We start from the raw sequence: 12,745 nt of genomic DNA, 5'->3' as shown, positions 1-12,745 counted from the left end.
AATGCTGGCAATCGAAGATGCGTCGCCTGGCCTGCGTCCGCCCCGTTTCCATCGTCATCACGCCCGTGCCACCCACCCTGTCATCGCTGCTCCATCGAACACGCGCCGCCGTCCTTGTGCTGCTGCTCGTCGCGTTGCCGCTTCAGGGTGTGGTGCAGCTCGTTGCAGGCTTCCAAAGTCACAGGCATGTGCATGTCGGCGCGGCGACGCGGCATGACGCCGCGCTGGCGGGTTTGACCCAGCCACTGCGCGCCCTGCTGGACCATCTGCACGCCGCACAGGACCCACGGCTGCAGGGCTCCAAGCACCATGGGGTGCTGAGCAAGGGGCCTGGCGCGGAGATGCACGAGCATGGTGGCGTCTTTCACAAGCACGCCCAGCACGACGCCGACGTGCTCGAGATCGGCGATCCGGCCGACGACGCCGCCCAGGGCGGTGTGACGGCCTTTCTCGCCTGGCTACCGGCCGGCTTGACCTTGCCGGTGGGCGAGGGCGGTGACCACCCCGTCGCGACTCGCGTCGATTGGCGCGATCGTGCCGTGGCGCCGCCGCTGACACCTCCTCGCGGCTGATCGCCAAGCGCCTTCGTCTACCTGGCGATTGCTGCGCCAGTCCGACCCCCTGATTTCCGCCCGTCCTGACCGGACTGCCGGTGCCTGCGTGCGCGCAGGCTTGCCGAGAGCACCCATGCCCAAACATCGCCGCTGCCAGCCGACGCTGGTGGCCGTCGTCTGCCTGTTTGCCGCCTCCACTGCCCAGGCCGAGCCCGCCGTGCTTGAAAAGGTCGAGATCAGTGGCCGCCACTACGACAACGCCATCGGCAGCACCGACGCTGCCTCGCAAGGCACCATCCGCGCCGAGCTGCTGAAGAGCCGCCCCGCTCTGCGCCCGGGCGAGGTGCTGGAGTTCGTGCCCGGCCTCATCGTCACCCAGCACTCTGGCGACGGCAAAGCCAACCAGTACTTCCTGCGCGGCTTCAACCTCGACCATGGCACCGACTTCGCGACCGGCGTCAACGGCCTGCCGGTCAACATGCCCTCCCACGGCCACGGCCAGGGCTACTCGGACCTGAACTTCCTGATCCCCGAGCTCGTCGACCGCATTGAGTACCGCAAGGGGCCGTACTTCGCCAGGAACGGCGATTTCGCCGCCGCTGGCTCGGCCGACATCGCCTACCGCACGACGCTGGACGAGGACTTCGCCGCGCTGACGCTAGGCCAGCGGCAGTTCCAGCGCTTCGTCGGTGGCGGCTCAGGGCATCTGGGCGACCTGCGTCTGCTGGGCGCCATCGAAGTGCAGCACAACGACGGCCCGTGGCAATTGCCCGAACGCCTGCGCAAGACCAACGGTGTGCTGACTCTTTCCGGCGGCACGCGCGCCGAGGGCTGGAGCACCAGTCTGATGGCCTATGACGCCCGGTGGACCTCGACCGACCAGGTGCCCGAGCGCCTCATCACGGCTGGCAGCTTCAACGGCCAGCCCTTCGGCCGCTTCGATGCCATCGACAAGAGCGACGGCGGCGAGACGCGCCGCAGCAGCCTGTCCGGTGAATGGCATCGCAATACCGGCGCAGAGGCCACCAGCGTCGCGGCCTATGCAATGAACTACCGGCTCAATCTCTTCTCCAACTTCACCTACGCGCTGGAGCGGCCCGATGGCGACCAGTTCCTGCAGCAGGACAGGCGCTGCGTCTACGGCGGGAGCGCCAGCCATGCGGTCGACCACAATCTGGGCGGGCTGCCGGCCCGAAGCGAGTTGGGCCTGCAACTGCGCCATGACCGTGTGCGCGTTGGCCTCCACGACACCATGGAGCGCCGCATCACCGCAACGACGCGCGACGACGAGGTGCGCGAGACCGAGCTTGGCGCCTACGGCCAGACCTCGGTCGAGCTGACGCCCTGGCTGCGCGGCGTCGTCGGCCTGCGGGCAGACCAGGCGCGCTTCAAGGTGCATAGCTACAGCAACGCCGCCAACTCCGGCAGCGCCTCGGCCCACCTGCTGTCGCCCAAGTTCTCGCTGATCGCCGGCCCGTGGGCGAAGACGGAGTTCTTCTTCAACGCCGGCCGCGGCTTTCACAGCAATGACGCGCGCGGCACGACGGCTGCCATCGACCCCAAGACCGGCGACGCTGTCGACAAGGTGCCGGGCCTTGTCGCGGCGCGCGGCCTGGAGCTGGGTGCACGGACCGAATGGGTGCCGGGCCTGCAGAGTTCGGTCGCGGTCTGGAAGCTGGACTTCGACTCCGAACTCGTCTATGTGGGTGACGCGGGCGCGACCGAGGCCACCCGGCCCAGCAAACGTCATGGGCTTGAGTGGAACAACCGCTATGTCCCTGTGCCCTGGTTGCTCATCGACGCCGACCTGGCCTGGACGCGTGCCCGTTTTGCCGATTTCAACCCCGCGGGGAACCGCATTCCCAATGCCGTCGACAAGGTCGGATCGATCGCCGTCACGCTGCGCGACCTTGGTCCCTGGTCGGCCAGCCTGCAGTGGCGTTACCTCGGCTCGGGCTCGCTGGTCGAGGACAACAGCGTGCGCTCGCGCCCTTCGCTGACGACCAACCTGCGCGTCAGCCGCAAGCTGTGGGAGAAGGCCGAGCTGACGGTGGACGTGTTCAACCTGATGGACCGCAAGCTCAACGACATCGAGTACTTCTACGAGTCGCAACTGCCCGGCGAGGCGGCGGCGGTGACCGACCGTCACGTCCACCCGGCCGAGCCGCGCACGGTGCGGGTGACGCTGAAGATGGGGTTCTGAAAACGACGATGCGCGCGTTGCTGCCCCGCTGCTGATCCGGGCTCTTGAAGCGCTTTTGCACGCGGCCCGGCCCGGGCAATGCACTGGAGTCATGCGCCTTCTGAAAGCACGGATGCCGGATCGGTATTCATGCTGGTCCGTTTCTCGCATCTACTCGCGCTGGTTTATTTACAACCAGAGGAGAACCCTGCATGCAACCCATGAACTTCGGCCTGCGCGCCGCCTGCGCCGCGCTGCTGGCGGTCAGCGCCTTCGCCGGCTTGCCGGCGCTGGCCCAGACCGCCAAACCCACCGTGGTGATCGTCGCCACCGGCGGCACCATCGCCGGTGCTGGCGCCTCGGCGTTGAACAGCGCCACCTACCAGGCCGCCAAGGTGCCGGTGGACAAGCTGATCGCCGGTGTGCCCGAACTGGCCAGCGTGGCCAACGTGCGCGGCGAGCAAGCCTTCCAGATCGCTTCCGAGAGCTTCACCAACGACAAGCTGGTGACCCTGGGCAAGCGCGTTTCCGCGCTGCTGAAGGACCCGGAAGTGGGCGGCGTGGTCGTCACCCATGGCACCGACACGCTGGAAGAGACCGCCTTCTTCCTGAACCTGGTAATCAAGAGCGACAAGCCCATCGTGGTGGTCGGCTCGATGCGGCCGGGCAGCGCGATGTCGGCCGACGGCATGCTGAACCTGTACAACGCGGTGGTGGTGGCGGCTTCGCCCAGCGCCAAGGGCAAGGGCGTGCTGATCACCATGGCCGACGACATTCTGTCCGGCCGTGACACAGCCAAGCGCGTGAACATCAAGACCAGTGCCTTTGGCAGCCAATGGGGTTCGCTGGGCATGGTGGTCGAGGGCAAGACCTTCTGGTTCCGCAGCCTGGCCAAGCGCCACACCGTCAACTCCGAGTTCGACATTGACACCATCGACGCGCTGCCGGACGTGTCCATCGTTTACGGCTCGGGCAGCATGAACATGGCGCTGTACGACGCGGCGGCCACGCCGGGCGTCAAGGCCATCATCAACGCCGGCACGGGCAATGGCTCGGTGCCCAACTATGCGGTGGACAAGCTCAAGGCCATCCGCGACAAGGGCGTGCTGGTCATCCGGTCCAGCCGCGTGGCTGACGGCATCGTGCTGCGCAACGCCGAACAGCCCGACGACAAGTACGACTGGGTGGTGGCCCACGACCTGAACCCCCAGAAGGCCAAGATCCTGGCCGCCGTGGCCCTGACCAAGCCGCAGACCACCGCTGAGCTGCAGCGCATCTTCTGGGAATATTGATCTAACGGAGCGCGCCGAGAGCTTGCGCGGCTGACGGCGCCGTTGTGGCGTGCCTGCCGGTACTGCGCCAGCTACCCAAGCGATCCGACGCCCTGGGGTGTCACCAGGGCGGTGACTCACTGAGCGCGTCTTCAGGCACGTTCGCCGGCAGAGAGGCGATGGCGGGCGCGGGCGCTGAGGCGGGTGCACCGGCTGCGGCGAAGTCATGCTCGCCGCCCAGGCCTTCGATCAGCGCCGGGATCAGCCGGCCCAGTTCGCCGGTCGCCAGGGCCGCATCGGCGTCGAAGGCCTCGTCGCCGCTTGCTTCGGGCCGGCCTTCAAAGGCCAGGTCCAGGAAGCTGATTTTCTTGATCGCAAAGCCCTCGGTCAGCGTGAAGGCGACGCGCTCGTTCCAGCTCAAAGCAAGGCGGGTCGGCATCTTGCCGCTGGTCAGGTGGGCGCGGACCTCGTCGATGTCCAGCGGATGGCGGGCGTAGCGCACGACGGGCTTCTCGTCATCGCTGCCCTTGAGTTCGCACTCGCGCTCGATCTGGAAGCCCTCGGGCGTGACGCCATCCAGCAGCCAGGCGGCCATGCAGGCGGCGGGGCTCTCGGCCGTCTGCACCAGCTGCAGCGACAGGCCGTCGGCGGCCTGGATCAGCAGCGTGACGACCTCGTCGGCGCGGCTGGCGGAGCCTGCGTCAACGAACAGCAGGCGCTGCTCCGGCGCGATCCAGACGCGCGTGGCCGAGGTCTTGGTGAAGGCCCGCGGCAGCAGCTCGTGCGTGGCCTGTTCCTTGAGGTCCTTCTTGGCCTTCTTGCCCGGCTTGCGGCCGGTCTGGGCCTCGATCTGCTCCGCCAGCTCGTCGATGCGCTCCTGCACGACGGAGGAAGGCAGCAGGCGCTGCTCGCGCTTGAGCTTGAGCAGCCAGTGGCCGTCGATGACTTCGACGAGGGGGGCGTGCTCGATGTCCCGCGGCGGCGCCCAGCCGACGGCCAGAGGTTGCGTCGGGGCGCAGGACAGGAAGGGTTCCTTGGCCAGCTTGTCGGCCAGCTGGGTGGCGTCGGGCTGCCAGCCCTCGCCGATGCGGTAGACGATGAGGTTCTTGAACATGGGCTCGATACAAACAAGAAGCCCGCCAGCGGCGGGCTTCGGAAACAGATCGCGATTGTCTCAGGTCGCGCAGCAGCGCCGGCGAGGGGCTTCGCTCAGGCCAGGCGTGGTTCGTCCATGACCTGGCGCAGCAGCTTCTCGAAGACCTCGACCGACTGGCCGCCCTGGATCAGGTGGCGCTGGTTGACGATGATGGCCGGGACGGCGTGGATGCCCTGGGCATGCACTTCGGCTTCGGCGGCAGCCACCTCTTCGGCGTAGCGCTTGCCCGCCAGCAGGTCGCGCGCCTCGGCCTCGGGCAGGCCGGCGGCGGTGGCCACGCTCAGCAGCACTTCGTGACTGGACACATCACGGCCATCGGTGAAATAGGCCTTCAGCATCGCCACCTTCAGCGTGCGCTGCACGGCACCGCCAAAGGCTGCATCCGCCCAGTGCAGCAGGCGATGCGCGTCGCGCGTGTTGTAGATGCGGCTGCGCGCGCCGGGCCGGAATTCAAAGCCGAGCGCCTCGCCGCGCTCACGGATGGCTTGTCGCGTGCCGGCCAGGGCCGCAGGGCTGGCGCCGTACTTCTCGGCCAGATGCTCCTCGATGTCCTGGCCCTCGGGTGCCATGCCCGGGTTCAGCTCGAAGGGGTGGAAGTGCAGGTCCAGTGCCAGCCCGGGGACGCGGGCGGCCGCCGCTTCCAGCGAATAAAGGCCGATGGCACACCACGGGCAGACGATGTCGGAGATGAAGTCGATACGCATGCGTGGCATTTTCACGGGCTCGAGGCGACCCTTACGTTTGCAAGGTTGAGCCAAGCGTGATGGGGTTGCAATTGATCGCGGCAGCGCTTGTCGCAGGCGGCGGCGCGCGGCCAATAATCGGTTTGCAGTACCTATTTCGCTATGTCCGTTCAGCCTCTGGAAAGATTCACCCGCTGGAAACGCGGCCTGCTTGCCGGCCTCCTTCCTCTTGTTGCGATGGCGGCCGCCCAGGCCCAGGAAACCGACCGGCCCGCCGGTGTGGCCAGCCTCAGGCTCAGCGGCTTCGGCAGCCTTGGACTGGTGCACGTCGACGCGCCTGATGGCTGGGGCTATCGGCGTGAGCTGACGCAAGGCGGCAGCGGTGCGAACTGGCGGCACGATGTCGACACCCGGCTCGGCGTGCAGCTGAACTACAGCGTCGGCAGCCAGTTCGAACTGGTCGCCCAGGCCATTGCCAAGAAGCGTGGCAGCTATTCGCATGACAGCGATGCCCTGGAGTGGGCCTACGCCAGCTACCGGCCCAATGCCGACTGGACGCTGCGCGCCGGCCGAGTCAATCTCGACGCCTTCCTGATGGCCGACTACCGCAACGTCGGTTACGGCTTCACGGCGGCCCGGCCGCCGGTCGAGCTCTACGCCATGCTGCCGACGACGCTGGACGGTGTCGACGTCGCTCGCAGCTGGTTCCAGGGCGATGCGCAGTGGCGCGCCAAGCTGATGCTGGGCAGCGCCCAGATCGGAGATTTCGCCACCGCCGACCCAGGCCGCGTGCGTGACATCGCAGGCCTCATGCTGGCGCGCGAGGAGGGCGGCCTGCTGATGCGTGCCAGCGCCTCGCGCACGCGCATCGAACTCGACCTCACGAGCGCCCAGGCCGCCGTCGATACGCTGGCACAACTTGGTAGCCTGCCCATCCCGGTGGTGGCCGATCAGGCCCGGTTGCTGCGTGACCGCCTGGGCGCGTCTGACATCTGGGCCACCTTCCTCGAACTCGGCCTGCGTTACGAACTGGCTGACTGGCAGTGGAGCGCCGAGGTCGTGCGCATCTCCGCCGCACCGCTGGTCAGGCAAACCTCGGCCTATGCCACTGTCGGCCATCGCGTGGGCGACTGGACACCCTACATCGGCTATGGCCGCACCCGCGACGCCATGCCGATGATGGGCACACCCATCTGGCAGGCCGCGCTGACGCCGGTGCTCGGCCCGGCCGGTGCCGTCGGCACCCAGATGCTGGGCAGCTTGGTGACGGAATCGGTGAACCGCTCGCGCGTGCAGCAGTCGGGCTGGTCCATCGGCACGCGCTGGGACTTCCATCCGCAGGCGGCACTCAAGCTGCAATGGGATCGCGTCCACGTGCAGGCTGGCGGCCCCGGGCTGTGGACGGATGCCAGCGGCTCAATGGCGGGCAGGGCGTCGGTGGCAACCGCCGTCGTGGATTTCATCTTCTGAAGCCATGGCCCTGCGCAAGCTATTCCGCAAGTTCGCTCCTCTGGCGCTGCTCGCCTGTGCCTTGCCGGCACACGCCGACTTCTACATCGTCGTGCACGCCAGCAACCCGCAACGCAGCCTGACGCAGAAGGAGGCCGTCGACCTCTTCATGGGCCGCAGCCGTGCGTTCGCCAATGGCGACTTCGCGCTGATCTTCGACCTGCCGCGCGACAACCCGCGCCGGGGTGACTTCTACAAGGCGCTGACGGGCATGAGCGTGGCCCAGGTCAACAGCTACTGGTCACGGTTGATGTTCTCCGGCCAGAGCGTGCCGCCGCAGGCGCTGGCGGACGAGGCAGCCATGGCGGGCATGCTGCGCCGCAACCCCGGCGCCCTGGGCTGGCTCAGCCGCGAGCCGACCGAGCCGGGCCTGCGTGCCGTGCTGGTCATCAAGGAAGCCGCGAACCCATGACGCAGACCGCAGCGCCCCGCGTCCGCGGCGCAAACAGCCTGCAGCTGCGTTTCATGCTGGTGGTGTTCGCTAGCGCCACGCTGCTCGCTGTGGTCGTGGCCACCGTGGCCTACCAGCTCAGCCAGGCGCGCGCGCTGGCCAGCGGCCGCAGCAGCGTGGAGGCGCTGGCCACGGCCGTCGAGAAGACACTGGCCATCGGCGCCTATGCCCGCGACGAGGTGCTGTTGCAGGAGGTGGCCGGGGGCTTGGTGCGCAACGAGCTGGTGGACGCCGTGGCCGTCGTGAACGCCGACGGCACTGCGCTCGTCAAGGTGCTGCGCCCCGGCGCCGTCGAGCGCCAGGGTGCCACCTTGCTGACGCGTCCGCTGATGTCGCCCTTCGACGCCAAGGAATCCCTGGGGCAGTTGCGCATCGACCTGAACGACGCCAAGGTGAGGGCTGATGCCGACCGCGAGGCCTACACGCTGGCGGCGGCCATGGCGGGGCAGGCGGCGTTGCTGGCCTTCATCCTCTACCTGGTGGCGGCACGAATGGTGTCCAGCCCCATTGTGCGCATGGCCAGCGCGCTGCGGCGCATGACGCCGGGCTCGGGCGAGCGGCTGGAGACGCCCACGAGCCATGCCGGTGACGAGATCGGCATGCTGATCGCGGGCGCCAACGAGCTGCTGGACAGCAACGAGCGCCAGCTCAAGGTCGAGCGCAAGCTGCGTGCCGAGGTCGAGGCCATGGAGGCCCAGTACCGCCAGATCTTCGACTCCAGCAGCGCCGGCATCTTCGTGCTCAACGAGGGCGGCCGCCTCATCAACGGCAACCCGACGGTGTCGCGCGTCGTGGGTGTTTCCATGGACGAGCTGCGTATCCTCAGCGAGGACGACTTCATCGCCCGTGTCTTCAACCGGCCCGAGCAGGTCCGCCAGATGATCGATGATGCGGTCAGGCGCGGCGAGACGGTGTCCGCCGACCTGGAGCTTGTGCAACTGGGCGACGAGCGGCGCTGGGTGCATTGCCTGATCTCGGTTCAGCATGTGGATGGCCAGACGGTCGAGGGCGTCATCTACGACATCACCGAGCGCAAGACCGATGAGAACGAGGTGCGCCATCGCGCCGAGCACGACGCCTTGACGCAGCTGAAGAACCGGGCGGCCGGCCAGGCGACGCTGGAGCGCTTCCTGGCCGATGCGCAGGCGCGTGGCACGTCTGTCAGCGTGGCCTGCGTCGACCTGGACGGCTTCAAGCAGATCAACGACACCCATGGCCACGCCTGCGGCGATGAAGTCCTCGTCGCCTGCGCCGACCGCATGCGCACGGCAGTGCGGCGCTCGTCCGACCTGGTGGCGCGCCTGGGCGGCGACGAGTTCCTGATCGCGCTGCGCGATGTCGGCCCGGCCGATGCCGTGCTGATCCAGGTCATGCGCGGCCTGCTGGACGGCCTGTCGCTGCCGGTACGGCTCTCGACCGGCGAGGTGGTCAGGGTCGGCGTCAGCATCGGCGTCGCCTGCCTGCCAACGCACGGCAGCGACCCGCAGGGCCTGGTTCGGGCGGCCGACGAAGCGCTTTATCACGTCAAGCGCAACGGGAAATCGGCTTTTGCGCTAGCGTTGCCGATCTGAGCTGCCCCTCGCCCAGTCTGGCTGCGCTGAACGCGTGCCAGCCCGGTCGGTCCCCCGCGGGGACGGCGATGCTTGCGGCGTCGAGCCGCAAGCACATCGCCATCGCGGGCCGGCTTGGGAGCGGCCCGGCGCTCGGCCCGGAATTCCCCTGTTTCATGCGTTGGGGGCGCAACGACTGTAGAAAACCCGTTATGACAGACTACATCCCACCGCAAGTCTGGACCTGGGACAAGGCCAGCGGCGGCCAGTTCGCCAGCATCAACCGCCCCATCGCCGGGCCGACGCACGACAAGGCGCTGCCGGTCGGCCGTCATCCCCTGCAGCTTTATTCGCTGGCCACGCCCAATGGCGTCAAGGTCACGGTGATGCTGGAGGAGCTGCTGGCCCTGGGCCACGCCGGCGCCGAGTACGACGCCTGGCTGATCCGCATCAACGAGGGCGAGCAGTTCGGCAGCGGCTTCGTCGAGGCCAACCCCAACTCCAAAATCCCGGCCCTGGTGGACCGCAGCGGGCCACCGGGGAGCCCGCCGGTGCGGGTGTTCGAGTCGGGCGCCATCCTCGTCTACCTGTCCGAGAAGTTCGGTGGTGCCTTCCTGCCCGAAAGTGGCGCGGCGCGCGCCGAGGCCCTGAGCTGGCTGTTCTGGCAAATGGGCAGCGCGCCCTTCCTGGGCGGTGGTTTCGGGCACTTCTACGCCTATGCGCCCACCAAGCAGGAGTACCCCATCGACCGCTATGCCATGGAGGTCAAGCGCCAGCTCGATGTGCTGAACCGCCATCTGGCCGAACGCCGCTACCTGGCCGGCGACAGCTACAGCATTGCCGACATGGCCACCTGGCCCTGGTACGGCGCCCTGGCCAAGGGGCAGCTCTACGGCGCGGGCGAGTTTCTGTCGGTGCAGGAGTACACGCATGTCATCCGCTGGGCCGACGAGATCGCCCGCCGCCCGGCCGTCCAGCGCGGCCGCAAGGTCAATCGCACCTGGGGCGAACCCAGCAGCCAGCTGCACGAGCGCCACGAAGCCAGCGATTTCGACACCAAGACCCAGGACAAGCTGGCGGCGCCATGATCACCCTCTACGACTGCGCCACCGCACCCAGCCCGCGCCGCGCCCGCATCCTGTTGGCCGAAAAAGGGGCGCCGCACGAGACCGTGCAGGTGGACCTGCGCAGCGGCGAACAATTGGGCGAGGCGTTTCGGCGCATCAACCCGCAATGCACGGTGCCGGCGCTGGTGACGGAGGAGGGCCCCGTGCTGACCGACAACGCCGCAATCGCGGCCTACATCGAGGCGCGTTTCCCCGAACCGCCGCTGCTCGGCCGCAGCCCTCTGGACAAAGCCGAGATCGCGGGCTGGCAGTGGCGCGTCGAGTTCGAAGGCCTGCTGGCGATTGCCGAGGCTTTTCGCAACAGCAGCCCGGCCATGGTGGGTCGCGCGCTGGCAGGGCCGCTGGACTACGCGCAGATCCCCGCGCTGGCCGAGCGCGGGCTGGCGCGGGTGCAGGCCTTCTTCGCAATGCTGAACGCGCATCTGGCCGAACGCGACTTCATCGCCGCCGGGCAGTTCAGCATTGCCGACATCACGGCCGTCGTCGCGGTGGATTTTGCGCGGGTCGTGAAGATGAAGCCGGGCGATGAACATCCCCATCTGCGGCGCTGGCGAGCGGCGATGGAGACTAGAGGCACGATGGCGTAGGCCATCGATCACCTTCAGACATGGAAAGGCAGCACCATGGGAGCTGACGCATTCATCGCCTTTTATGGCGTCAAGTTCGGACTTGACCCTGACGACGAAGACGGACTCGACGAATGCGATACGGGCAGCGATGTCCGTTGCCAGAAGGCGAGGTCGGCCGGGCTGCAAACCTACACCGGACGCATGACGGACGGTGAAGACTACTTCCTGTACGTCGGCAAAAAACTGGCCTCGCTGGGCATCGAGCATGATCAATACGCGGCTCATTCCGCCGAGCAGCTGTCCTCGGTCGCGGCCGACGTCAAGGCGAAGCTGAAGGCGGCGGGCTTTCCCGAGCCTCCCGCATTCCACTTCCAGTTCATTGGCCAGTACTAGCGCGGCGCCACATCAGCAATTCGGCCGCCGCTCCCACCGCCACGCCGGCGCTATAGGCCAGCAGGTCCATGGCGTTGAAGCCCGAGCCCAGCACGAGGTGGCCGAGCGTGGTGTGCCGCACCGCGTTGATCCAGTCCGCCTGGTAGAGCTGGCTGAACTCGACCGCGAAAGAAGTCGCCAGCGCGGCCCCGGCCGTGCGGGCGATGGGCCAGCCGGGCTTCGCAAACCCGCAAAGCATCATCACCATCAGCGCCCACAGCGCATCGCCGGGATATTTGTCGAGCTGCGCCGGGAGCAGAAAGGGGTACCGGCGTGAGGCCAGCCCCGCAGCAATGACCGCCAGCACCAGAAAGGCATAGAGCGGCCGGCTTCGACGGTGCATGCTGCGGGGAATGGCCTCCATCACCAGGCCTGCTTCTCCAGCGCAACGACCGCATCGAGCAGATACGGCCGGTCGTGCTCGAAAAAGCTCTTGTCGATGTTGGTGTTGGGCAGATGGAAGATCTTCAGGTGCCTGTTCCGCAACAACTTGAGGCTGTCGCCGAAGCTGCGTTTGAAGAGCCGGTCCGCCTGGCCGTTGGCATAGGCCTTCTTCAAGCCGTACTCGAGCCGTTCGGCCAACTGGGGCTGGTTCCTGGCGACGAAGAAATACATCGGCATGTAGGTGTAGATGGCGAACTGCTTGACGACGAGCAGGCCGGAATGGGCATGCTGCTGGGCCTGCAGTTCGGGCTCGACCTCGTAGATACCGCGCATCAGCAGCTGAAAGCGCCCCGAATGCAGCATCGGAATCAGCGTGGGGTGGGCGCCGCCGTAGACGACGTTGAAGCCGTTGTCCTCGAGAAGGCGGGCGGTGGACCAGCCGGGGCCCTGGCCGATGCTCAAGCGCCGCAGGTCGTTGACCGTGCTGACTGATTCATGGAGCGGCACATCGCTCTGGCGGCCGAGGAAGAACCGGAAGCTGGGCAGGCCACGCATGATGGGCACGCGCACCGGCAGCGCACCGTCCAGCCATTCCTGTGTCGGCATGGCCACGGCAACGGACAGGCTGTGGCCGTCCTGCAGTTCCAGCAATTGGCGTCGGATGACGGTTTCCTCGCGCTGCTGGACGATGCGGTAGGGGCCGTACTTGTCGCGCGACTGTTCCAACGCCAGCGTCAGCAGCTCGTCGGCATAGGCGCGGTGCGGCGCCTCGCGCTCCATGAAGGGAATGGTGACGACCAGCGGCGTGGGCATGGCCGCATGGACAGTGGCCGGCAGCGCGGCCAGCAGCATCAGCGGCGCCGGCAGCAGCTTCATG

13 protein-coding genes are annotated in these 12,745 nt (G+C 67.6%); 9 read left to right on the top strand and 4 right to left on the bottom strand.

Features of this window, described 5'->3' with window-relative positions; genetic code table 11:
• The first annotated feature begins 17 nt into the window (after positions 1 to 17).
• The 3 genes from ASC95_RS21100 to ASC95_RS21090 all read left to right on the top strand — a co-directional run bounded on the left by ASC95_RS21100 (position 18) and on the right by ASC95_RS21090 (position 4,028).
• Entirely contained in the window at positions 18 to 572 is a 555-nt protein-coding gene (locus tag ASC95_RS21100) for a hypothetical protein (protein WP_057299679.1), read from the top strand.
• A gap of 115 nt (positions 573 to 687) precedes the next feature.
• A complete protein-coding gene (locus ASC95_RS21095) occupies positions 688 to 2,757 on the top strand; it encodes a TonB-dependent receptor (RefSeq protein ID WP_057299678.1) in 2,070 nt (689 codons plus the stop codon).
• Between the two features lie 200 nt (positions 2,758 to 2,957).
• Positions 2,958 to 4,028, top strand: a complete 1,071-nt coding sequence (locus ASC95_RS21090; RefSeq protein ID WP_200960200.1) for a type II asparaginase — start codon at positions 2,958 to 2,960, stop codon at positions 4,026 to 4,028.
• Positions 4,029 to 4,128: 100 nt separating this feature from the next.
• Here the strand turns inward: ASC95_RS21090 and ASC95_RS21085 are convergent, their stop codons facing one another.
• Together ASC95_RS21085 and ASC95_RS21080 are read right to left on the bottom strand one after the other, a co-directional pair.
• Entirely contained in the window at positions 4,129 to 5,121 is a 993-nt protein-coding gene (locus ASC95_RS21085; RefSeq protein WP_057299676.1) for a recombination-associated protein RdgC, read from the bottom strand.
• A gap of 95 nt (positions 5,122 to 5,216) precedes the next feature.
• Positions 5,217 to 5,876: a DsbA family oxidoreductase gene (locus ASC95_RS21080; protein ID WP_057299675.1), complete on the bottom strand. Its 660-nt coding sequence runs from the start codon at positions 5,874 to 5,876 to the stop codon at positions 5,217 to 5,219.
• A gap of 132 nt (positions 5,877 to 6,008) precedes the next feature.
• On the opposite strand from ASC95_RS21080, the gene ASC95_RS21075 reads away from it, so the two are divergent.
• The 6 genes from ASC95_RS21075 to ASC95_RS21050 all read left to right on the top strand — a co-directional run bounded on the left by ASC95_RS21075 (position 6,009) and on the right by ASC95_RS21050 (position 11,445).
• Positions 6,009 to 7,316 (top strand): hypothetical protein, encoded by a 1,308-nt coding sequence (locus tag ASC95_RS21075; protein ID WP_235537999.1) that lies wholly within the window; start codon positions 6,009 to 6,011, stop codon positions 7,314 to 7,316.
• Between the two features lie 4 nt (positions 7,317 to 7,320).
• On the top strand, positions 7,321 to 7,767 hold the full coding sequence (locus ASC95_RS21070) for a hypothetical protein (protein WP_057299673.1): 447 nt from the start codon (positions 7,321 to 7,323) through the stop codon (positions 7,765 to 7,767).
• Positions 7,764 to 9,377 carry a sensor domain-containing diguanylate cyclase gene (locus ASC95_RS21065; RefSeq protein WP_057299672.1) on the top strand — a complete coding sequence of 538 codons (1,614 nt, stop codon included), beginning with the start codon at positions 7,764 to 7,766 and terminating at the stop codon, positions 9,375 to 9,377. The genes ASC95_RS21070 and ASC95_RS21065 overlap by 4 nt, the downstream gene beginning before the upstream one ends.
• 191 nt (positions 9,378 to 9,568) lie before the next feature.
• Positions 9,569 to 10,444: a glutathione-dependent disulfide-bond oxidoreductase gene (gene yghU, locus ASC95_RS21060; protein ID WP_057299671.1), complete on the top strand. Its 876-nt coding sequence runs from the start codon at positions 9,569 to 9,571 to the stop codon at positions 10,442 to 10,444.
• Positions 10,441 to 11,070: a glutathione S-transferase family protein gene (locus ASC95_RS21055; protein ID WP_057299670.1), complete on the top strand. Its 630-nt coding sequence runs from the start codon at positions 10,441 to 10,443 to the stop codon at positions 11,068 to 11,070. Before yghU ends, ASC95_RS21055 begins: the two co-directional genes overlap by 4 nt.
• Positions 11,071 to 11,106: 36 nt before the next feature.
• On the top strand, positions 11,107 to 11,445 hold the full coding sequence (locus ASC95_RS21050) for a hypothetical protein (protein WP_057299669.1): 339 nt from the start codon (positions 11,107 to 11,109) through the stop codon (positions 11,443 to 11,445).
• On the opposite strand, the gene ASC95_RS21045 is transcribed toward ASC95_RS21050, so the two are convergent.
• Together ASC95_RS21045 and ASC95_RS21040 are read right to left on the bottom strand one after the other, a co-directional pair.
• A complete protein-coding gene (locus ASC95_RS21045) occupies positions 11,429 to 11,848 on the bottom strand; it encodes a DUF2809 domain-containing protein (RefSeq protein ID WP_057299668.1) in 420 nt (139 codons plus the stop codon). The two genes, ASC95_RS21050 and ASC95_RS21045, sit on opposite strands and share 17 nt — an antisense overlap.
• Entirely contained in the window at positions 11,848 to 12,744 is an 897-nt protein-coding gene (locus tag ASC95_RS21040; protein WP_057299667.1) for a transporter substrate-binding domain-containing protein, read from the bottom strand. Before ASC95_RS21040 ends, ASC95_RS21045 begins: the two co-directional genes overlap by 1 nt.
• Between the last annotated feature and the right edge of the window lies 1 nt (position 12,745).

Source organism: Pelomonas sp. Root1217, from assembly GCF_001425705.1.
In the GTDB taxonomy this organism is placed as follows: domain Bacteria; phylum Pseudomonadota; class Gammaproteobacteria; order Burkholderiales; family Burkholderiaceae_C; genus Pelomonas.
Note: the sequence above shows the minus strand (reverse complement) of the source record. Positions and strands in the feature narration are given on the sequence as shown.

Bases quoted from the DNA above. Each gene is read 5' to 3' on its own strand.
- ASC95_RS21100 (WP_057299679.1), top strand. From the start codon at position 18: ATGCGTCGCCTGGCCTGCGTCCGCCCCGTTTCCATCGTCATCACGCCC.
- ASC95_RS21095 (WP_057299678.1), top strand. From the start codon at position 688: ATGCCCAAACATCGCCGCTGCCAGCCGACGCTGGTGGCCGTCGTCTGC.
- ASC95_RS21090 (WP_200960200.1), top strand. From the start codon at position 2,958: ATGAACTTCGGCCTGCGCGCCGCCTGCGCCGCGCTGCTGGCGGTCAGC.
- ASC95_RS21085 (WP_057299676.1), bottom strand. From the start codon at position 5,121: ATGTTCAAGAACCTCATCGTCTACCGCATCGGCGAGGGCTGGCAGCCC.
- ASC95_RS21080 (WP_057299675.1), bottom strand. From the start codon at position 5,876: ATGCCACGCATGCGTATCGACTTCATCTCCGACATCGTCTGCCCGTGG.
- ASC95_RS21075 (WP_235537999.1), top strand. From the start codon at position 6,009: ATGTCCGTTCAGCCTCTGGAAAGATTCACCCGCTGGAAACGCGGCCTG.
- ASC95_RS21070 (WP_057299673.1), top strand. From the start codon at position 7,321: ATGGCCCTGCGCAAGCTATTCCGCAAGTTCGCTCCTCTGGCGCTGCTC.
- ASC95_RS21065 (WP_057299672.1), top strand. From the start codon at position 7,764: ATGACGCAGACCGCAGCGCCCCGCGTCCGCGGCGCAAACAGCCTGCAG.
- yghU (WP_057299671.1), top strand. From the start codon at position 9,569: ATGACAGACTACATCCCACCGCAAGTCTGGACCTGGGACAAGGCCAGC.
- ASC95_RS21055 (WP_057299670.1), top strand. From the start codon at position 10,441: ATGATCACCCTCTACGACTGCGCCACCGCACCCAGCCCGCGCCGCGCC.
- ASC95_RS21050 (WP_057299669.1), top strand. From the start codon at position 11,107: ATGGGAGCTGACGCATTCATCGCCTTTTATGGCGTCAAGTTCGGACTT.
- ASC95_RS21045 (WP_057299668.1), bottom strand. From the start codon at position 11,848: ATGGAGGCCATTCCCCGCAGCATGCACCGTCGAAGCCGGCCGCTCTAT.
- ASC95_RS21040 (WP_057299667.1), bottom strand. From the start codon at position 12,744: ATGAAGCTGCTGCCGGCGCCGCTGATGCTGCTGGCCGCGCTGCCGGCC.